This window comes from Dictyobacter alpinus (genome assembly GCF_003967575.1).
Taxonomy (GTDB): domain Bacteria; phylum Chloroflexota; class Ktedonobacteria; order Ktedonobacterales; family Ktedonobacteraceae; genus Dictyobacter; species Dictyobacter alpinus.
Map to the genome: position 1 here is coordinate 1 of NZ_BIFT01000002.1, position 19893 is coordinate 19893.

Genomic DNA, 19893 nt, shown 5'->3' on the forward strand with positions numbered 1-19893 from the left:
GGGGGCAGCGCGCTCCTGCTGTCGCAGTCGCTCGATCGAGTCGCTGTCGCTCCTCTCGAACTTCATCATTCTATTGCTAGCTAACTTGATACTCTATCAACAAAGTATTGTATTATTGGAATTTATATGTATAATCATTTTAACTCTTTTTACTCTTATATCTCTATAAATAGATAATATGCTCTTTTCAGTACTTTTCTTCTTAAGGGTGCTAAGATCCCTCTTTTTCCCTACGCCCATCAGCTCTCTAGCATATTTTACTGTCCTTTCTGCCACTCCTCAGCTCACCACCTCCTTTGGAATAGGGAATTGGCAGACTCAACGCGCTGTCGCGCTTACACTCTCCAACAGAAAACATGAATGGCCTGGAAGTGACAGTGAAGCCTGTATTTCAACAGATACTATCCTTTCAGCCAGGCCATTTTCTCCAAAAAAGGACGCATTCATGCCCCCAAAAATATTCATGCTCAGGCCGCTACGCGCCTTGCATTTTGGGGAGGCTCTCTAGCGGCAACATACCCAGACTTGGGCAGCCTCTTCGGGGTGATCAAACGTATTGCACTTCCCTCCTGTCACCTCCAGCACACGCTACCACACCATGGTGTCATCAATCTCCCAGCGACAAACATCGCCACTGGGGGCAAGCTCATCCATGCCAGGATGGACATCACGTTACGGCTCAACTGGGTGAAGGAACCAGGGCCATGCACCACGATGATGCTGATACCACCACGTACCAGCTGGAACACACCTGTTTCATCGAGGGGTTCTCTGGCGTCAACACGATCCGCTCCAGCATCGGAATACTCCAAGAAGCAGAGCTCTCTTCGGTACTTGAGGATGCTGTCGACAGCACCTCCAGTTTCGAGCCATCCACCCAGGTTTCATGTGTCTGGCCAGCCAATTCCACGAATGCCCATCACACTGATTGCCCACCATCTGTTCTCCCAATGTCAGACACAAGCTCGGGTACTCCCCGTCGGACGGCACCGCGAACAACTCTAGCTCGACACCATGGCACATCCCCCACCAGGCAGAGGTGCAGCTAGCAGATGGACATCTCCTTGGGGATCATCTACCGCCTCTGTTCTCAGCCAGGCGCATGTGTTCTGATCCATGGATATCACGAGATGATGCTCTGCATTCATCAGAGGATTTCCCTCTCTTTTCCTCTCCCTCCCCACATGCCACGCAGACAGGTTCCCAGCAGCAGCGCTGCTCCTCCGACATTCCAGTCTTGCAGGATGAAGACCGATCCCTACACCTAAACCAGGCTGCTGCTCCTGTTCCTGCCCACTGCCAACTACTCATCACGTCAACAGAAAAGCCGCAACAGCATTTCACCTACATCTATTCATCATATGATGAAATATATCTCCGTATACAAAATTATCCATCTGAACACAGCACACACCTGCCCAGGGGATACAGGACACAGGACAAAGAAAACTCTTTCCAGCAGCAGCAGCATCCCCTCCGGCCCACTCTCCACCACCGCGCATTTCCCAAGACAATCAAACCCATTCCCAGCGATCTCGACTGCCTCAAACGCGATCCTCTCCTCCCAGGATCCAAACAATGTAGGTGCATGAGGATACACAAAGGAGAGGCACCTGCTCGATACCTCTCCTGTCTTCGCACTTCTCTGCTTGCCTTTCCCCTCTCGCGCTCACCCTCGCCCATACACCAGTTGCTCCCGCGCTGCCTCTACCACCTCCTTACTCACCACATCCACCTGCGGGTTAATTTGCACGATTCTCTCGATTTGCATCAATACATGCTTCTGCCGTTGAAAATTCCCCTCCGTCATCCGGATCATCGTCGCCAGCGCTTCTTGATCCACCTGCAATGGTTCCCTCGCATTTACTCGCCGTTCACTTATCCTCTCCACTTGCTCCAACAAGATCTGCCGTTGCTCTTCCACTCCCAGCGCCCTCATCTGATGCACAAATCCCACACGCCCATACACTTGCGCATATCTCGACAGCTTTCTCTCTAGCCCGGGCAACCCCAGCAGAATCATTCCCACCTCGCTTTCTTCGTGCAGATCTCTCAGCACCTCCAGTGCCAGGGGCTTCAACCGGTCCACCTCATCCACTCCGATCACCCGCAAACTCCATCTCAGCAACCGGATCTCATGCTCCATCTGTCGCGGCGTCACCCTCGCTCGCGGCGTATATACCGCCGTTCTTGGCCTCGGATTCTCCGGCGACAACGATGGTTCCACTACCCCTCTCCACGTCAACAACGGCTCAATCTCTTCCCACTGCGCATACTGCTTCGCCGCTCTCGTCTTGCCCACTCCCGTCACCCCACAACAGATCCCCATTGTCCTGCCTCTCCGGCAACTTTCACACAGTTCCACGAACCGGTAGTATTCCCTCGTTTCCACAAACCTGCCTCGTCCATCCACCATCCTCGGCTCCCTTCTGCTTCCACGTCCTACTCATTAAAATATCGCTTCAACGTCACCCGCCCAGGTTCTTCCCCGCTCGGCTTCTCCGCCTCCACCGATCCTTCTCCCGGCACCCCTCCTGCATGCTTCTCCTCACTCACCCCTCGTTTCACTCCCGTTTTCACTCGCCTCACCGCTCCCTGTCTTTCCTTCAACGCTCTCTCTACCTCTCGCCTCTGCTCCACACGCGCTGCCACAATCTCTTTTAAACTCACCTGCCCTCCCGCTCATTCTGGACACACCGCTCGACATACAAACCGATCCTCCGCAAAAATACGCACCTCAGCCATATCCGCTGGATCATATCGCAGCACCACATCCTCCCCCACATACCCCGACAACGTCGGATCCATGTACCGATACCCCTCAAACGACACTCCATCTTGCTGCACCCGTCTCTTCTTGGCCACCGTCACTAGCAGCAGATCCAATTGCTCCACACTCTCGGGCATCCGTGGCAAAAATCCTCCTCCTTCCCATTTCTCCTTCGGACTCATTCCCAGTTCCCCATGCTCGCGTTGGTGATATTCCTCCATCACCCATCGGCGAAATCGCTGCTCCACTTCCTCCAGGCTCTCAATCCCTGCCCGCTCTCGCCTCGGTTCCTTCCCTGCCTTCTTCGGCCATTCCCCTTTGGGCGCATATCCCGCCTCTCGCTCCGCAAACAACTGCTCCACCGTCCGAAAAAAACGCTCGATCTTCCCTGTAAAGTACCCAGTAAAAGAGACACTCCTATAAGGAAATGAAAGGAGCCATATGCAACTGATGTGTTTGAGCATAATGTAACGGTGAACAATTTCCCAAGCCCTCATGAGGACGTATCCTATTGTAAAAATTGACCCACGATTCTGCTGCTCGCAAGAAATGACCCAGCGTTCGATAGGAACGGCGTTCAGCCACCGCTAACTTGAAGGTCCCAACGAAACGCTCGGCCAATCCATTATCTGTCGGCGTTCCTGCACGACTCATCGATTGAAGAAACCCTTTCTGTAACAGCAGTTCTCGTGTGCTTTGCGCCCCATATTGTTTTCCTTGATCGCTATGCCAAATGGCTCCTGGAGCGTGGAACGTCATTGTTTCAATGACACTGGTCACCAGATCTGCCCGCATATGATAATCAAATGCCAGTCCGAGAATCTGGCGCGTCTGCTTCTCGAGGGCAAAACACCCTCGCACACGTGATTGATCAGCGAGATGGACTTCAAACATGTCGGAAAACACCACCTTTTGCAGACTCTCCTCGGTCATCTCTCGGACAAGATTGGGAGCCGTGTGCGTCGCCTTACCTGGATAGATGTACTTTTTCTTTTTGCGCCGAGCAGCGATGCCATATTTCTGCATCACCCGTTTGACGCGATTTTTTCCGGTCTTGATGAGCACCGCAAGCTTGCGATGTCCGAGTGTATCATCGTGTTCATGCCACTGCTCAATGCTGACAACCAACGCTTTATCCAGGTGAGGCCGCTTGGGATGCAGATACAGACTGCTGCGAGCAATGCCAAGGGCGCGGACGAGTTGACTTTTATTGATCGGACCACCAGAAGCGCAGAGCATACGCCCGATCTCAACTTTCTCATGTGCGCTTAATTGCCTAGTAGCCCCCGGGATTTTTTTAGCAGTTCATTTTGAACCGCCAGGTCGCCAATGAGCTGTTTCAACTCCTCAGGTGATTCTCCTGGTGCATAGCCTTGTGCTTGGTTGCGCGTTTTGTGATCGCGTTGATCGGCAAAAATCTCTGGCCCTTTTTGCTGAAATTCTTGCCGCCATCGGCTGATCACTGAGCTGGCCAAACCAAATTTCCGGCACACTTCTTCAAGGGTCGTCTCACGCTGAAAGCTTTCCATCACGACTTTGAATTTAAATTCGGGTGTATAGGTTTTTCGTTTCCCTGTCATGTTTCCGTACCTCTCTTCTTTCACTGTCTATTTTACCAGGTACGTTACAGCCCTCGCACGGCATCAACAACACAACAGCGTCATAGCCTCACCGATGCACATCTTGCCACGCTCTTGCGATGCTCGCCTGGCAATCTGACGCACCTGCACCTCTGCCGTCTCCCGGCCACCAATCAGGACGTAGCCCACCTCGCACATCGCTTCCACGACGACCAGGCCGCCCTCTCCACGCTCCTCTCAGAAGACGCGAACGCGCACTGAACACAAAGGAGGGGCGACCGATACGGTGATCAGTCGCCACTCCTCTTGCGCACCCTTCCACGAATTTTCTCCCTGTTCCCCAAATTCGCCTCTCTTCGTGCGACACGTTCATATTGCGGCTGTATGACTCACGTGAGACAACATGAAAACGCCGCTTCTGGCGGCTCCACTGAAAGGACACTCTGATGATCGACGACACATCCATCCTCACCACCTGGTATGCCCACGCCGCCAGCGCCCCTGGCTTTCTCGGCCATGCCTTCCACCTCTATCGCCAGCGTACCGGCCTCTCGCTCACACGCCAACGCGCCTTGCTCGGCCTGCGCGATCCTTCGACAGACGCCCTCTGGACACGCCTGCAAGCCATGCCTCTGCCACGCTCCCAGCAGTTCGACACCGATCTCCAGCGCATCGTCGCTCACCTGCTTACGGCTTTCCCAGATCACACCATCCACATCTCCCAGCTGGCCACCTTCCTTCGTACCCAGGGGGAGCCATAGCGACCAGCATCCTCTCACACAGCAGTGAGCAGGACTGGCAAGCTGACCAGTCCTGCTCACCTGGTTCCCCTCTCACATAGTGTTCACACATTCATCTCATTTATCGATCAAGCAATGACACAAGGAGGCTGGCACAGTCAATTCCATTTGTTTTTGGTCTGCTTTTTTCTTCGCTTTTTGAACGTTCCTTCTCCTGCCTCACCCTGCTTCCTTCCCCTCCCCATGCGCTTTCCCTCCCTTTTCTCCTCCTCCTTATTTCTCCCCATGCCACCACGAAAAAAAGACCTCATGTATTTTTCGCATTTACTCGCGTCCTTTTCTGCTGTCAATAGGTCCTCCAGAGCGACAGGTTTCCAACCAGGTTGTGACAAGGCGAGAAGCTGCAAAGGGGCAGGGCCATCAATGTAACCAGGGGAGCAAGACACATTGCAGCCCTGGCATGGGGAAAGGATCTACCAGCGGGGAAAGCGACGAGGGCGCAGCTGGGAGCACTGGTGGCGCACCGGTTCGCAGAGTGAGTGAGTGGCCACGGCCACCTGTCAGTCGGAGACCGCTGCCGCCATTCCCTGGCCAGCACCGGACCCTCAGAGGAGGTTCCATCTCCTCATATTCATCCTACCATGCAATACTTCTCACTCTGCACATACCAGCATCTGGCCGGGAGGGATTAGCGATGAGCATGAACCTCTCCCCGTTCAAAACATCATTCTCTCCAGGTGTTCTGCCAGATTCTGGGTGGAAAACGCTTCGCTATCGTCTCGAGGATGGGAAGAAGAAACGCCATTCATACCATGAGCTCTCTTGCGGGCACTGTCATCCACACATGATTCCTTGAGAGAAACACTCTCTGTCTCCCTTCGCTCCTTCCCATCCTCTCCACACAGAGGAACAACACCAGCAGAATCGGGATTGAGCAACGGACTGGCCGAGCCAAAGAGCAGAGAGAGAAGCGGAGACAAACACCAAGAGCTGCCGCCGCATTCCCTCTGGCCTTCCCTACCCTCCCCTCAGATGTTCCAGTCATGCATGCAGGATAAAGACCGATTCATGGACCTGGACCAGGCGGCCGCTCCTGTTCATGCCCACTGCCAACCACTCATCTCGTCGACAGAAAAGCCTCAGCGACGGTTTTACATCCTCCTATTCACCCTATGATGAAATACTTCGTCGTGTCAGTTGTCGTGTACTGCCCATCGATGGCGACATCAGACAGTTCCCGCTTTCCGGCGATGAGATCCCAGATACGCTGGTCAACTGTGCGTAGCGGCGATCCGTCCTGCAAGTGTAGCGCTCCTGTTGGTGGTAAATAAGACGAAGAGCAAGCAACTTTTAAGGCCAAAGGTAAGCAATTGGCGTGAAGAGTGGACAGAAGCGTTTGTTCTCGAGACAAGGTTGCTCCCGATAGGGTTTCTCTCTCGACAACGTGTCCATTGACTCTCTCCTGACTCAAAGCTCACCCATAACAGGCTCTCATTCGCCAAGAAAAGGAACAAGAACTGGGAGCAGGAGATCAGCCCGGAGATGGATATTGTAATGGGTGGCACCAGGCAAGATGGCGAGTTGCGATGGGATGAGATGTTCACCATTCCAGCCAGCATCCTTTAAGCCGCCGCCCAGGAGAGCGAAAAACGCTGCGGCATGCGAGGGAGAAAACCCATCAGCATCGCCAGCGATAATCAGCGTTGGGGGTTTCAATGCGGAGACCTGCTCGGTCCAATCATAGTCCTGAGTCATAGCTTCCCGCATGTTGGCGGCTAAGCGAGGAAAATCATCTGGTTTGGGAGCAACACGCAGATAGTCAGCATAGATGGGAGTATTGAGAAAGTTCTCATGAGTGATGGCTGCCATACCTGTTTGATGTTCGTGATGCCAGCCAGTCCGTTTGAAGGGGGCAGAGATGAGCACGAGTTTGTCAACCCGTTCTGGATGGCGAATGGCGGTTTGCAGAGCCACAGTACCACCAAGAGAAAGGCCAAGCAGGTCGGCTTTTTCGAGTCCGAGATACTCGATCAGGCTAGCGATATCGTCAGCCAGATACTCAAAGCGGAGAGGGCGATCCGTGAGGGCGGTGTGTCCATGCCCATACAGATCAACGCCAATGACCTGATGGGAAGCCGCAAGCGCGGGAGAAAACGCGCGAAACATCTCAAAGCTCCCAAAGCCACCGTGAAGCATGATCAAGGGTGAGCCCTGCCCATGAACCTCATAGTACAGGCTGATTCCATTGACCGCGGCGTAGTTTCCTATCGGATGGTTCGTCGTGTTTGTCATAAAAAACTCCTTTTGTAAGTAATTTGTGAGAGATCTATCCTGAGTGTCCACCGCCAAATCGGAGAGGTCTCATTTACCAGTTATTGAAAGATGGAACCTCATCAAAAGCGGCATTGCTTGGAAGACGAGTGCCACTGCTCACTCTTCGTGCCGATTGCTCACCTTTCGCCTTAAAAGTGGGTCTTGCTCACTTTCGGTAGAGGCCGCTTACTTTAGCGAGGAATACTTGTCTCCCTGAGCATCAACTGGAACAGTAGCATCATATGCTGATGAGCTTTTCTACTGAATGTGTGCATGACCCTTAAAAGTTGCTTGCTCTTCTCCTTATTTACCACCTCCCTGGGACAACAACCAGTATCCGCAATATACCAGTCGTGGGAAGGCATCATCAGACGCTATCCTGCACGCTGATTGTCCGTACTCCGCAGCCCCCTGAACCTGGGCAGCCCGAACGGATCGATTATGAATACGAGCGGTTGGATACAGCCAACCTGTTTTTTATGGTCGAGCCTTTGGCCGGGTGGCGTCATGTGGAGATGACTGAGCGGCGTACGAAGCTCGATTATGCCGAACGGATTCGCTGGCTGGTCGATCACGTCTATCCAGAGGCAGAGTCTATTCGCATTGTGCAGGACAATCTCAATACCCATACGCCTGCTGCCCTCTATGAAGCTTTTTCCCCCGTAGAAGCGCGGCGTATCCTGCGGCGGATCGAGTTTCATTCCACTCCAAAGCATGGGAGTTGGCTGAATATGGCCGAAATCGAGATCAGCATTTTCCAGCGTGGCTGCTTGTCGCGGCGCGTGGATTGCTTGGGAACGTTGCGTCGGCGCATCAACACGCTGGAACTCAAGCGCAATGCGCAACACGCTACCATTTCCTGGCGTTTTACTTCCCATGACGCTCGTGAGAAACTACATGATCTCTATCCTGAGATCAAAAACGACCTGAATTGACTGCCAGATACCACTCGCGTAAAAGCTGTTGTTCCTGTTCAGACGTGAGACCAGCACGCAATACGTAGTCTGTTGAGCGTGTCTTGTCCCAAACGAAGGTGTCCTGAATCGTCTCAGCCAGCGAACGAAAGCGCAGACCTGCAGTAATCGCTTTCCGACAATCAACCCGTGGAAAGCCAACCATCTCGCTGGGTACCCAGAGTGGCAATTGAAGATAGGGCATGACCTCGTGTTTCAGAAGAAACTGTTCGTCTAACCACTCAAACTGTGCCTCGCGGTCGCTCACCTCGCGACACCGTTCTAAAAACTGGCGTATTGGTAAGGGACCATCAGGTCCTTTCGCGTTATAGACACCGATCTGGCGTGCTTCGACCATGGCAATACTCCACGCCGCAAGGTCACGCACATCAATGAACTGAACAGGCTGTTCTGGATCACCGGGCGCGAGAACCTGCCCACCTTGGGCGATACGATGCGGCCAGTAGGTAAAGCGATCAGTGGGATCATGCGGTCCCACAATGAGGCCGGGACGAATAACCAACACGCGGTTGGGCAGTGCTTGCTCCGCGTACTGTTCACAGAGCGCTTTGCGCGCACCATAGGTTTCCGGCGTCGTGTCCTCACTGGTGGGATCTTCCAGTTTGCAGACAGGTGAGCGTTCATCAATAGGCGAGACGGTATAGTCGGCGTAGACCGAAGTGGTAGAGATAAAGGTATAGTGCTGAGTACTCTCAGCAAGCAGGCTGGCGCTTTCGCGTACCTGGAGCGGATTTTGCCCGTTGGAATCGATCACTGCATCCCAGGTGCGTCCATGGAGCACCTGGAGGTCGCTCTTGCGGTCGCCATGGAGTTGTTCCACGTGCGGAAACAGTTCAGGATGCGTCTGTCCACGATTAAAGAGTGTCACTGTATGTTGGTGCTCTAACGCTGTCTGAACAAGATGGCGACCCAGAAAACCAGTCCCGCCAAAAAGAAGAAGCCTCATGTTTTTTTCTCTTTCTCTCATGTACTCTGTACAAAATGATACACGAGTCTCTCTCTGAGTGAAAAGAGGAAATATATGCTGATAGCAGATGTTTGCAAGGGAACAATGCTATCAGCATATGCTCTGAGGCATACATGACTCAGCAATGCAGAAAAGTCGGCTATGAGTGGGGATTTCGGAAGGAAAAAGGTTTGGGTTCCATGAACGCTTCATCCTTGTCAATATCAAAATGGACTGACTACTAGTCCGACAAAACAGACACCTGATAGTTTGCCGCACCAACTCATCCATATAATGACCAAATAATGAACTACAAAGATCCATTACGGCTCTCCGACAAGCTATCATTACCTCCACCATCGCCCATGAGGGCTCCCTCTCCTTCCCCATTCTCGAAATTACTCATGCCACCTCGTATCCAGAAGTCACCAAAACCCTCAGCCATAGACTCAACTTGAGCAATGGACTCGCCAAGCCCCAAGTCGTGCTTCACGGACTTGAACGCGAATGCCAGCACATCCTCCTGGCACTTCAAAAAGGGATCGCTCTTTCCAATATTGAGCGCTTCTACCAGACAATGACCCAGACTCTACCCTCCACATCCTCTCCACACCGGTAGATTCGCCACTATGGGACCCAGTTATTGCCGCCTTTGTGCACGATAGCCAATGCATTCATCAGGAAGATGCTATCTACAACCCTCAACTCTGGAATTGACGTAGCAGGCATGAGCCTCATCAACCACGAGTCTGGCAACTCTACTTCTGTTGAATTAATCTCAAAAATATCCTTTTGTCCTATTTGGATAGATTACTTACTAACATTACTATTATTAAATAGTAGGTAAGATTATTATAGAAGGTGGGATTATGCAGTTACACAGAGTGCGCGTGATAAATTTTAAATCCATTCTTGACTCAAACTGGTTTACCGTAGATGATCTTACTTGCCTCGTCGGAAAAAACGAATCGGGTAAGACAGCCATTTTAGAGGCCCTTGAGAAACTGAATTCGACAGATGCTAGCCGAGCTAACTTTCGCCTCACTGAATATCCACGCATGAACTGGTCAGAATACGAGGAATCTGGCGAAGTAGCCACCGCATTGGAAACTGAATGGCAGCTTGACAATGAGGAAATAGAATTTATCAATAAATCGACACCTGAGCCTGTTCTAAAATCTCCAGTGATTAAAATCACTAAAAATTATAATAACAAACTTGACTGGGATATATCCCTGGATTATGACAAAGCTGTTACTTCACTACTTAATAAGAGTGGGCTTGAGGAGGAAGACAGAAAAGCACTTGGTACCCCTCAAAACACAGATGCTCTCTTTAAAGCATTGCGCGATTTGGGGGAAGAAACAAGTGCCCGTCACCAAACCTTCCTTGCTGAGCTTGAAAACCGCTTCTCTGAAGGAAACCTGCTGAGGCATATCATAGCTTACTTAGAGAAACGGCTGCCAAAATTTGTATACTACTCTCAATACGACGTTTTGCCAGGTCGTGTATCAATTGACCAACTCATCAATGCCCAAACATATGGGAATCTCAATCAGATTGATGGATCGAAGATCTTTATCGCCCTTTTATCTATGGTGGGTACTACACCGCAAAAGTTACTTGAAATTAATAGATCGGAAGAGCTTATCAGTAAATTAGAAGCAGTGCAGAGCCGTATCTCCAAACGTATCTTTAAATACTGGTCACAAAATAAGCATCTTAAAGTGCGCTTTTTTTACGGCGAAGCGAGCCCTGGCGATGTTACCCCCTTTAATTTGGGCAAAGTCTTCCAAACACGCATAGAGAATACCCGACACGAGGCAACCATTAACCTTAGCGAACGTAGTACTGGATTTGTGTGGTTTTTCTCCTTTTTGGTTTGGTTTTCGGAAGTGCAACGCGAATATGGCGATAACTTAATCGTTTTGCTTGATGAGGCAGGTTTAAGCCTTCATGGCAAAGCACAGTATGATCTTCTGCGCTTCATAAGAGAAGAATTAGTACCAAAATACCAAGTGATCTATACAACCCATTCACCCTTTATGATTGAAGCATACAATTTACTCTCCTGCCGCACAGTAGAGAATGTCGTCACAAAAGATGATGAGATTCTTGGCACAAAAGTTGGTGACAACGTATTAAGTACTGATAGCGATACCTTATTCCCCTTACAAGCCGCATTAGGATATGACATCACACAAAACATGTTTATAGGCGAGCATTGCCTGTTAGTAGAAGGGCCATCTGATTTACACTACCTCCAATGGGCTTCGTCGCAGCTTACCGCTCGTGGCCATAAAGGTCTCGATAAGAGGTGGACTATCACGCCATGTGGCGGCATCGCTAAAGTCTTTTCATTCATGTCTCTATTTGGCGGTAATAAGTTGCATGTTGCAGTACTCACCGATTATGGGAAAGGTGATAAAAAGAAGGTGGAAGAACTGCGCGAATCGGATTTACTCCGAAAAGGCCATGTACTAACAGCTCAAGAATATAGCAACAATGCAAAAGAAGCAGATATAGAGGATGTCCTTGGAAGGGATTTTTACGTTAATCTCGTTAATCACACCTACGAGCTTACTGGTAAGCATCGCATTCCCGCCGAGCGGCCAGCAGAAGGCAGTGAACGTGTAACTGAAGAAGTAAAGCAGCACTTTATGAGGCTACCGCCTACTGTACCTGAATACGATCACTATGCTCCAGCAAAATATCTGCTTGAACATCCAGAGCAAATACCAACTAGCAAGGTAGACGCCGCGCTCGAACACTTTGCCAAACTCTTTGTTGATATTAATGCGCTGTTACCTTAGCTGTCTATATACAAATGTGCATATTCACGAGTCATTGTATAGCACTGACTTTTGATCGGCCATCATCTGGTGAGACGTCTAGCAATCTCAACGTCCACCTGCATGCTCAAACATGAGACTGCCAGCAGCCTAGCAGTCTCATGTTTGAGCGGTACCACATCCAGAAACATTCTATATCTGAACAAAGTGCGTACAACGCATCAAAACCCCATCCGAACAAAAAGAAGATGTTCCTGTTCAGCCACATCTTCTTCAACCTTTTCGAATACACGCCCATTATCCAGACTCTCCACCAGAATGCTCTTCACCACCAAACGTTCTCCTCCGCACTCGCTGATGTTTTTCTTTCGATCGGCTCTTTACAGAGACCCCTGCCGGGCCATCCACCAAACTGACCTCTCCACTGGCCGCAGGTTCCACAGACGGAAACACATCAGCGTATTTCGCCACCGGTGGCACCGCTAAGCTAAAAATGTGCAATGCCATCGTAATCTGGTACACGCGCCACAAACGATCCGTTAATTCGTCCATGTCATGCGCTCCGGATGAGAACCAGGCTTCCACTTCTCGCTGCGCCAGCCGTCGCCCTCCCTCCGTGTCGTTATTCACCAGTTCCACCAGGTGTCGCGCTGCATGTTTGATCTCCTTCATCCGGCCTGGAAAACGCCGCTGCGCCCACGTCTGCATCGCTCGCTGCACTTGCCCCACCCCCACGCCATATGCCTCTCCCCAGTATATCCATACCCACACCGGCACGTTACACTGGATCGCCAGAGAGCGCACACCCTGCTGCTGCCGAATCCGACACAGCGCACACAGTAGCTCCACTTGCTCTCTCGACCACCGAACCCTCCAGACGGTGCTGGCCAGAGACACAAAGCAGCAGACAGCAGCGGGACATCCATCTGCTGTCTGCACGTAAGCCGCGTCCAGATGCATTGCAACCTCAGCACCAGCGTCGCCTATGCCAACGCCTCTCTTCGCCACACACCGCCTGCACATTCCACCTCAACGCCCATCCCCACAGCATGCTGACGCACCAACGAGTCGGTATCCCACATCCTGACCTTTCCACACGCGCAGGTTTGCGCACACTCGTCCCTCGTCTCACCATTCTGCATCAAACACCCCTCGGTGGAACGGATCAACACCCAGACTGAAACTGCGCCGTCCCCACATGATCGAGCACCCACTGGGAAGGATCATTCAGATCATTCCAGAAATTGCCCAGATATACCTGCCTGATCGTCAGGCTCGCCCGCATCTTTCTGCAGAAGCGATCATCCTGACGGAAATCATCCCCATGCACATCCAGGGTGTTGCGTACCGCCTGCACTGCCTGATCCGAAAGGGGTTGCGGCGTATCTAACAAGGAAATCCCCCCCATATGGCTCTGATATACCACCTGAAACTCGGGAACCGCGATCCCGTCGGAGGCCTGCGCAAACCAAGTCTGGGCACAGGCATCCAGCCGAATCACCGTCCCGGTGATACCACGATCCACCGTCACCACACATGTCGTGGCATCCGGCGAAGAACCAAACCACAGGTCAGGAGGCGGGGCCGCCGCCCCCAATACGAGGAAAATGCCAACCCACAAGGGGAGGCTCATCACCAATCCGCGCGCGGATACCCACCACGCTCGATGCGCTCTCTTCATGCATTCCATCCTTTTCGCTCATAGCAACTGATATCACGCGAGGCAATATCGCACTCCTTTTCCTGAGTGTACTTATCGCGTTAAAAAACCACCGGAAACCACCCTGAAAGCGCCTGTAAAGAAACCTGAAAAAACCTCTAACTGACCTATAAATTCCTGAAAACAGACCGGTATCATCTTTTTTTCCGCTGCATGCTGATACGGGCAGGTCGTGATTGCACACACTGTGGGCAACATGCCATGGAGTGTTGAGGCGGAGCAAGTAGTACCTTAAAGATATTTTCTTCGAGATATTTGAAGCTCTTGAGGCTTATTCTGTAATCCCTTATAATTGGTTCACATAGATATGTTCAGGTTTATGGAACGGAGATTTCAGGTGGCGGAACAACGAAAACGGCGACATGGCCCTCACAACACGCGTGCCCATACACAACACCAGGAAATGACGCCGGAGCATCTTTTCGAGAGCGGACACTATCAGGGTCTCGGGCCAGTTCTAACACTGCACATCTAGAATGAAACAACTTTCCCTCATCGCAATCTCGCGCCATAGATCCGCAACGATCATCTCTCACCATGATCCCATCCCGCACTCTCCACATTCTCCTTTGAAGGCAGGTCGTTTTTCTCCTCTGCACATCTCCTGCTCTGTCGCTTGACAAGGATAGACCGAAGAGGTATATTTATCAATGAAAGAAAATTTCATTCATTGAAAAGGACAGTGAAATGCCTCGAACGACAGAAGCGAATCAACAGATCCGCGAAGCGCAGCGTGCAAAGATCCTGGAGAGTGCCAGGCGGGTCTTTGCTCGCAAAGGGATGGAGGCGACGATCACGGATATTGCCGCTGAAGCTCAAATCAGTCTCGGACTGGCCTATCGCTACTTTGCTGACAAGGAGGCTATCTTCTCTGAGCTGATCAAGCAGACAATACCGGACGATTCTGCCGCGTTCCAGAAACTGGTGGAGATGCCTGGAACACCGGGGGAACGTCTTGCTACGCTGATTTCGAGTATCGTGGGAGCACGTGGGCAGCGCGAACCACTTGAGGCCCATCAACTGATTAATCATGCCCTCGATGCGGATGTTATGCCCGAGGAGATACGTGAATTGCTCAGCAAACGCTATCAAATGCTGCTGGCGACGATGAGACAACTGATTGTCGAGGGCCAAGCCGAAGGCTCGGTTGCGCTGGGTGACCCAGATCAACTGGTAGCGGTGATGAGCGCCTGTCTTGATGGCCTCACTCGCTGGGCTCTGCGAGATCCAGAACAATTCCGCACCTATGTTCCTGATGCCCAGATCGTTCTGAGACTTTTTCAGCCCTCAACAGAAGAGAAGAAAGCCTCAGAACAATCCTAGAGCAGCGAGGCAGTGAGGCTGAAGGAAATAGTGCTTTAGTGGATACTATGTTCTGATGTCCTCTTGTCCTTTTCTTTCGTTTTCATGTATGAAGCAAAAAAGTGTCCGAAAGGAAAACAGGTATGAAACTCAGTAACGCCGAATCAGTCGTACAGCACAAACGATCCCTGCGAGCAAAGGGCATCGGTTATGACGCCGGATTCAGTTTCGACGGCGTCACCCGCCGGCCGTTCGACCACGAGGTTGTCCGGCGCGAGTTGCAGATCATCCGCGACGACCTGCATTGCACCGCAGTGCGCCTGTTCGGTAATGACCTGGACCGGCTCGAGTTCGCTGCGCGCCACGCCGCCGATTTGGGCCTGGAGGTCTGGTTCTCGCCGTTCACCTACCAGCTCGGCCCCGAGGAGATGCTCAATCTGCTCGCCGACGGCGCAGAGCGCGCAGAGCAGATCCGCCGCCGGGGAGCCGAGGTCGTGTTCGTCACTGGTGCCGAGTTGAGCCTGTTCAACATCGGGTTCCTGCCCGGAGACAGCCTCCAGGAGCGGGTCGGCAATCTGCTTCGGCGACAACCGGAGACATTTCAGAGGCTTTCCGGGCTGCCCGCCCACATCAACGACTTTCTCGCCAGAGCCGTCACCGCAGTCCGCGAGCGGTTCGGTGGCAAAGTCACCTACGCCTCCATCCCGTTCGAGGGCGTCGACTGGACGCCGTTCGACATCATCTCGGTCGACGCCCACCGCGCGAAGGAGGTCGCCCACATCTACCAGCAGGGCATCCGCACGCTGGTCACACAGGGCAAGCCGGTCGCGATCACTGAGTTCGGCTGCACCCCCCACCGCGGTGCGGCAGACAACGGCGCACGAAGCGGGGAGATCGTCGAGTACGACGGGACCACCCCGGTGCGGCTCAACGGCGACTACATCCGCGACGAGCAGGAGCAAGCCACCTACATGCGCGAGCTGCTGGACATCTTCATCACGGAGGGAGTCGACGCCGCCTTCGTGTGCACCTTCGTCTGCTACGGCCTGCCGCACCGCAGCGATCCCCGCGAAGACCTCGATATGGCTAGCTGGGGCGTGGTTAAGGTCCTGGAACACCGCCTTGGTGACACCTACCCCGACATGCCCTGGGAACCCAAGGTGGCCTTCACAGTACTCGCCGACTACTACCACGGATGATCGCCTCAGTACTGGATGAGCAACTCTCTTCGTGCTGTCACTGGTTGATGACGTATGTGTAGTCTCTCCTGGAAACGTCATGGATGCAGGCTCATAATGTTTCCAGGAGAGACTGTACGCTCATGCTTCATGGCTGAGACGAAAAGAGAACACAGTGCCGTCTCGCATGTGTTTGGTTGGATAGAAAGGAAAACACGATATGGAAGAGCAGGATGAGAAAAGCCTTGAACCCTCGAAGATCGTGAAAGTGCTTCTGATCTCGCTCATGCAAGCAGGATCTCCCTGGCACAAGGCCGCTACAATAGCAGGGCTTCAGATCAGTCGATCAACCGCGTATCGCCTGTTGCAAGCAGGACGGAAGACATGGTCACCCAGCCAAGCTGCGAGAAGCCGTTCTCCAGTGGTTGCTTGCCGCCTGTCGCGCCAATCCACAGACACCATGAGGATCGGGATTGAGGAACAAACTGGCCAAGCCGAGGCACAAAAAGAGGAGGCACCTCACCACTTTTCGCTCTCCTCTCCAGCCTTCCTCCTGTTCCGTTCCATGTCTCAGCTCTCCCATTGCTATGGCCACAACCTCCAGTAACAACTCAGACAACAACCGATCCCCTCGACCATACGACACGGGGCGCATTTTGCGCTCTCCTTCCTCTAGCCCACTATAGGAGACATAGGAGCCATTCCCGTTCACCTCACGGATCTCTACCCAACCAACCCGACGCTCTCCTTCCTCTCGGCGCCACTGCCGTAGCTGCTGCATCAGATGTTCTGTGCGAGAGGGATCTGGCTCATGAAGCATCCTGAGAGCCCTTACACTCTGCAGGATCGTCTCAACACCTTTCCATTCCTAAATCATCTCCAACCCAGTCGCTCATTCCTTCGCCCTTGCCCCTAGACCAGGTACGATCTTCCATACAAACTCCTACGATATCGTATGGATTTCCTGACGCCTCCTCTCACAATTCCCGCGGGGCGCTTCCCATCATCGCCGTTTCCACCACGGCTTGAACGCTTCTCCAGGAACGTGGGATCCAGACATCAAGAGAAACCATCTCCGCTCACCATCCTTAATGCGTACCTCTGTCGTCGCAACGACACGTTTCCGCAAAAAGACAACCAGGCTGTGTTTGCCATAGGTGCTACACTCCTCTTGATTCACTTCGGCCAACCAATAGGACCTTCACGAAAGGAGCAGACAATGCATTCAGCACACACCACCATGGAACGACATGCGTTTATCCACGAAATGGAAACAATCATCCATGACAGTGAAACCATCATGCAACAAACCGTCCACCATGATGCTCCACGCTTTCAGCGCCCCTGCGAAGCCTGGCGTCAGGCCAACGAGGCCTGGTTGCAAGTCGCACAGGCCATGAGCCCGGAAAAAGCTCATGCCGTTCTCGTCGGCATGGCTGTCGGTGGCACCATCCATACCTGGATGACCCAGCGAACACCTGGTCCTCCACCCTCCGTCCTCTCCCTCTATCCCCATGGGCCGCTCTCCGATGACGCCTTCGGCAAGAAAATACGATATCGTATGGATTTCCTGACGCCTCCTCTCACCATGCACTCACACCACCACTCATCATCGCACCAGACAAGAGCATGTCGGATAAAAGGTGGCGAGATGCTGGATAGATGCTGGGAGCTTGTCGGAGAAATGGCACCCAACTCACGCATTCTTGGACAAAGAAACGTCGGGCAGGATCGATCAGAGCCACCTCCAGCACACCAGCCTGACTCTTTCTCACCCGTCTTTCCCTCATCCATCAACCAAAAGCGAGTTTCCTCTTCGTTCCAGTCACATCGACTGGAACGAAGGGAAAACTCCAGTAGGCACACAATTGGCACATGAGGAGCGACGCCGAAACGGACTCATGACGAAACAATGAGGCGACACGTTGCATCTCTTCCCAGTGCTCGATGATATATTTGGCCCGTACCGGAGAGGCAATCAGTTCGTTGAAGGGACCTTGATCAGAAACCGATTGACAGGTATACAGATTTCTATCAAGTGAGGAGCTGATACGGGGGACACCGGAAATAATGGGGCATCATCTTATCATTAGGCAAATCATACATTAATTTGGCGGCCCTTAATAAAAAGGACCACCATTTTTCAGTAGGATAGGGCGTAAATGTTCGTTATAGACGCTAAGCCTGTACACATGTAAAAGAAAGAGCAGCTCCTGCAATTTGCCAGCCGCTAACACCGAGATCATCATGGTTACTCATCGTCACAAAAAAGCCTGAATCTAAACTTCCACTGGTATTATAGTAGGTTCCTAAGTCAACCCAACCAGTCACGTCATTTTGATTGATATAGTATCCTCGCCACCCTTCCCAGTGAGGAGTCGACACAACTTGACCAACTGTCCAAACATCCCAACGGGCATGAGGCGCGCCTGCATGGTTGTCAGGAATGTAAGCCCAAATATGGCATGACCTTTCGCCATCTTCACTATAGCGAAGACCCCACCGTACTGTCCAGGTAGAATCAGAAGCGGTGGTCCATTTCCAGGGGAACGTTCCATTATCACATCCATTCCCTGTCCCATATCCATCTGCATCGCCATTTTGAGTGATATAAGGGGGACAATCGATAGCTTCTCCAGGTTGTCCAGGAACATCATGTGGGTGTACTAGCGCAAAATGTTCTTGGGTTGATGCATGAGCAGTAGAAGGAAAAAGAGCTACTGGTACACTTATGCAAATGAACAGTACAAATAAACATACGATTGCTCTTGATCTTCTCGAAAAGTTTCTCGACAAAAAAATGTTGGTACGCAAAACTACTTCCCTCTCTTGCTTTTTTACTTTTTAGGGGCGAACCCCATTTCTACGGATCGTCCAGAATTGGAAACGTTTTACTTTCGCTATTTGCACGTGAGTACATGCGGTGACAGCTGTTAATCCTATCTATATAAGCAAAGTATTTAAAACTAGCTACAAGAAAAAGAAAGAGCAGCTGCTGCAATATACCATCCACTTACCCCTAAATCATCCTGGTTGCTTAACGTCACTTTAAAACCACTGTAGTAGGTTGAATTTGTATTGTTATAGCTACCTAAGTCAACCCAACCAGTAATATTGTTCTGGTTAATGTAATATCCTCGCCATCCTTCCCAATGGGCATTCAATCCGTCATTATCAGTGGTCCAAACATCCCAACGAGCATGGGGAGCACCTGCATAATTATCAGGAATATAAGCCCAAATATGACATGCAGTTTCTCGCTCTTCAGACAAACCCAAAACCCAGGTTGCTGTCCAGGTGGGGTCAGAAGCAGTTGTTACCTTCCAGGGGAATGAACCTCCACCGCATCCATTTCCCACCCCATATCCATCAGGAGATCCATCTTGACGAGTAGGTACACATTCTATGTAATCTCCTGGATACGACAAGGCTGTGACCTTGTATTGCTGGCTGCTCATTTTCGTATGAGCGGATGCAGGAAGAGAAAGACCACAGATTAAAATAATCATCCCAAGCAAAACAATCCATATCTTTGCTATTTTTCTCATCAAATCTTTTTCCCTCCCCCGAGTAGTAAA

The 19893-nt window shown here is 51.7% G+C and carries 23 protein-coding genes; 7 read left to right on the forward strand and 16 right to left on the reverse strand.

Features of this window, described 5'->3' with window-relative positions:
• Positions 1-572 precede the first annotated feature (572 nt).
• From EL633_RS22210 to EL633_RS36660, 6 genes are all read right to left on the reverse strand, one after another.
• Positions 573-812, reverse strand: coding sequence for a hypothetical protein (locus EL633_RS22210; protein WP_126625225.1), 240 nt, complete (start codon positions 810-812; stop codon positions 573-575).
• A gap of 857 nt (positions 813-1669) precedes the next feature.
• Complete coding sequence (locus EL633_RS38210; RefSeq protein ID WP_246039055.1) at positions 1670-2146, reverse strand: TniB family NTP-binding protein; 477 nt, start codon at positions 2144-2146, stop codon at positions 1670-1672.
• A gap of 536 nt (positions 2147-2682) precedes the next feature.
• Complete coding sequence (locus EL633_RS22220) at positions 2683-3123, reverse strand: Mu transposase C-terminal domain-containing protein (protein WP_161981819.1); 441 nt, start codon at positions 3121-3123, stop codon at positions 2683-2685.
• A 64-nt stretch (positions 3124-3187) separates the two neighbouring features.
• The gene (locus EL633_RS22225; RefSeq protein WP_126625228.1) at positions 3188-4009 is read right to left on the reverse strand and encodes an IS3 family transposase; all 822 of its coding nucleotides are present in this window, start codon (positions 4007-4009) and stop codon (positions 3188-3190) included.
• Between the two features lie 29 nt (positions 4010-4038).
• Entirely contained in the window at positions 4039-4350 is a 312-nt protein-coding gene (locus EL633_RS22230; RefSeq protein ID WP_126625229.1) for a transposase, read from the reverse strand.
• 63 nt (positions 4351-4413) lie between these two features.
• Positions 4414-4557: a hypothetical protein gene (locus tag EL633_RS36660; protein WP_161981820.1), complete on the reverse strand. Its 144-nt coding sequence runs from the start codon at positions 4555-4557 to the stop codon at positions 4414-4416.
• A gap of 239 nt (positions 4558-4796) precedes the next feature.
• Between EL633_RS36660 and EL633_RS22235 the strand changes: the two genes are divergently transcribed.
• Entirely contained in the window at positions 4797-5111 is a 315-nt protein-coding gene (locus EL633_RS22235) for a hypothetical protein (protein ID WP_126625230.1), read from the forward strand.
• 1144 nt (positions 5112-6255) lie between these two features.
• Here EL633_RS22235 and EL633_RS36665 read toward each other — a convergent pair.
• A complete protein-coding gene (locus EL633_RS36665) occupies positions 6256-6393 on the reverse strand; it encodes a hypothetical protein (protein WP_161982342.1) in 138 nt (45 codons plus the stop codon).
• Between the two features lie 188 nt (positions 6394-6581).
• Positions 6582-7382 carry an alpha/beta fold hydrolase gene (locus tag EL633_RS22240; RefSeq protein ID WP_126629505.1) on the reverse strand — a complete coding sequence of 267 codons (801 nt, stop codon included), beginning with the start codon at positions 7380-7382 and terminating at the stop codon, positions 6582-6584.
• A gap of 308 nt (positions 7383-7690) precedes the next feature.
• Between EL633_RS22240 and EL633_RS22245 the strand changes: the two genes are divergently transcribed.
• Positions 7691-8338 (forward strand): transposase, encoded by a 648-nt coding sequence (locus EL633_RS22245; protein WP_126629506.1) that lies wholly within the window; start codon positions 7691-7693, stop codon positions 8336-8338.
• Here EL633_RS22245 and EL633_RS22250 read toward each other — a convergent pair.
• Positions 8319-9323, reverse strand: coding sequence for an NAD-dependent epimerase/dehydratase family protein (locus tag EL633_RS22250; RefSeq protein WP_126629507.1), 1005 nt, complete (start codon positions 9321-9323; stop codon positions 8319-8321). The genes EL633_RS22245 and EL633_RS22250 overlap by 20 nt on opposite strands.
• Positions 9324-9633: 310 nt before the next feature.
• The gene (locus EL633_RS22255; RefSeq protein ID WP_126629508.1) at positions 9634-9858 is read right to left on the reverse strand and encodes a hypothetical protein; all 225 of its coding nucleotides are present in this window, start codon (positions 9856-9858) and stop codon (positions 9634-9636) included.
• Between the two features lie 334 nt (positions 9859-10192).
• Between EL633_RS22255 and EL633_RS22260 the strand changes: the two genes are divergently transcribed.
• Complete coding sequence (locus tag EL633_RS22260) at positions 10193-12136, forward strand: ATP-dependent nuclease (RefSeq protein WP_126629509.1); 1944 nt, start codon at positions 10193-10195, stop codon at positions 12134-12136.
• 276 nt (positions 12137-12412) lie between these two features.
• On the opposite strand, the gene EL633_RS22265 is transcribed toward EL633_RS22260, so the two are convergent.
• Positions 12413-13123 (reverse strand): hypothetical protein, encoded by a 711-nt coding sequence (locus EL633_RS22265; protein WP_126629510.1) that lies wholly within the window; start codon positions 13121-13123, stop codon positions 12413-12415.
• A gap of 157 nt (positions 13124-13280) precedes the next feature.
• Positions 13281-13796 (reverse strand): hypothetical protein, encoded by a 516-nt coding sequence (locus EL633_RS22270; protein ID WP_126629511.1) that lies wholly within the window; start codon positions 13794-13796, stop codon positions 13281-13283.
• Positions 13797-14522: 726 nt separating this feature from the next.
• On the opposite strand from EL633_RS22270, the gene EL633_RS22275 reads away from it, so the two are divergent.
• The 3 genes from EL633_RS22275 (at position 14523) to EL633_RS22285 (ending at position 16922) form a co-directional block, all read left to right on the forward strand.
• On the forward strand, positions 14523-15158 hold the full coding sequence (locus EL633_RS22275) for a TetR/AcrR family transcriptional regulator (protein WP_126629512.1): 636 nt from the start codon (positions 14523-14525) through the stop codon (positions 15156-15158).
• A 167-nt stretch (positions 15159-15325) separates the two neighbouring features.
• Positions 15326-16336 (forward strand): glycoside hydrolase family 113 protein, encoded by a 1011-nt coding sequence (locus EL633_RS22280; protein WP_161982704.1) that lies wholly within the window; start codon positions 15326-15328, stop codon positions 16334-16336.
• Positions 16337-16535: 199 nt separating this feature from the next.
• Positions 16536-16922: a hypothetical protein gene (locus EL633_RS22285; protein WP_126629514.1), complete on the forward strand. Its 387-nt coding sequence runs from the start codon at positions 16536-16538 to the stop codon at positions 16920-16922.
• A gap of 396 nt (positions 16923-17318) precedes the next feature.
• On the opposite strand, the gene EL633_RS22290 is transcribed toward EL633_RS22285, so the two are convergent.
• Positions 17319-17504, reverse strand: a complete 186-nt coding sequence (locus EL633_RS22290) for a hypothetical protein (RefSeq protein WP_126629515.1) — start codon at positions 17502-17504, stop codon at positions 17319-17321.
• Positions 17505-17534: 30 nt separating this feature from the next.
• Here EL633_RS22290 and EL633_RS22295 point away from each other — a divergent pair, with 30 nt between their 5' ends.
• A complete protein-coding gene (locus tag EL633_RS22295; RefSeq protein WP_126629516.1) occupies positions 17535-18194 on the forward strand; it encodes a hypothetical protein in 660 nt (219 codons plus the stop codon).
• On the opposite strand, the gene EL633_RS38215 is transcribed toward EL633_RS22295, so the two are convergent.
• The 3 genes from EL633_RS38215 to EL633_RS22310 form a co-directional block, all read right to left on the reverse strand.
• Positions 18109-18387 carry a Tn3 family transposase gene (locus EL633_RS38215; protein WP_126631854.1) on the reverse strand — a complete coding sequence of 93 codons (279 nt, stop codon included), beginning with the start codon at positions 18385-18387 and terminating at the stop codon, positions 18109-18111. The two genes, EL633_RS22295 and EL633_RS38215, sit on opposite strands and share 86 nt — an antisense overlap.
• A 106-nt stretch (positions 18388-18493) precedes the next feature.
• Positions 18494-19129, reverse strand: a complete 636-nt coding sequence (locus EL633_RS22305) for a hypothetical protein (protein ID WP_126629517.1) — start codon at positions 19127-19129, stop codon at positions 18494-18496.
• Between the two features lie 152 nt (positions 19130-19281).
• On the reverse strand, positions 19282-19863 hold the full coding sequence (locus EL633_RS22310; RefSeq protein ID WP_126629518.1) for a hypothetical protein: 582 nt from the start codon (positions 19861-19863) through the stop codon (positions 19282-19284).
• Between the last annotated feature and the right edge of the window lie 30 nt (positions 19864-19893).

Bases quoted from the DNA above. Each gene is read 5' to 3' on its own strand.
- EL633_RS38210 (WP_246039055.1), bottom strand. From the start codon at position 2,146: ATGGAGCATGAGATCCGGTTGCTGAGATGGAGTTTGCGGGTGATCGGA.
- EL633_RS22225 (WP_126625228.1), bottom strand. From the start codon at position 4,009: ATGCTCTGCGCTTCTGGTGGTCCGATCAATAAAAGTCAACTCGTCCGC.
- EL633_RS22230 (WP_126625229.1), bottom strand. From the start codon at position 4,350: ATGACAGGGAAACGAAAAACCTATACACCCGAATTTAAATTCAAAGTC.
- EL633_RS22235 (WP_126625230.1), top strand. From the start codon at position 4,797: ATGATCGACGACACATCCATCCTCACCACCTGGTATGCCCACGCCGCC.
- EL633_RS22240 (WP_126629505.1), bottom strand. From the start codon at position 7,382: ATGACAAACACGACGAACCATCCGATAGGAAACTACGCCGCGGTCAAT.
- EL633_RS22250 (WP_126629507.1), bottom strand. From the start codon at position 9,323: ATGAGGCTTCTTCTTTTTGGCGGGACTGGTTTTCTGGGTCGCCATCTT.
- EL633_RS22260 (WP_126629509.1), top strand. From the start codon at position 10,193: ATGCAGTTACACAGAGTGCGCGTGATAAATTTTAAATCCATTCTTGAC.
- EL633_RS22270 (WP_126629511.1), bottom strand. From the start codon at position 13,796: ATGAAGAGAGCGCATCGAGCGTGGTGGGTATCCGCGCGCGGATTGGTG.
- EL633_RS22275 (WP_126629512.1), top strand. From the start codon at position 14,523: ATGCCTCGAACGACAGAAGCGAATCAACAGATCCGCGAAGCGCAGCGT.
- EL633_RS22285 (WP_126629514.1), top strand. From the start codon at position 16,536: ATGGAAGAGCAGGATGAGAAAAGCCTTGAACCCTCGAAGATCGTGAAA.
- EL633_RS22295 (WP_126629516.1), top strand. From the start codon at position 17,535: ATGCATTCAGCACACACCACCATGGAACGACATGCGTTTATCCACGAA.
- EL633_RS22310 (WP_126629518.1), bottom strand. From the start codon at position 19,863: ATGAGAAAAATAGCAAAGATATGGATTGTTTTGCTTGGGATGATTATT.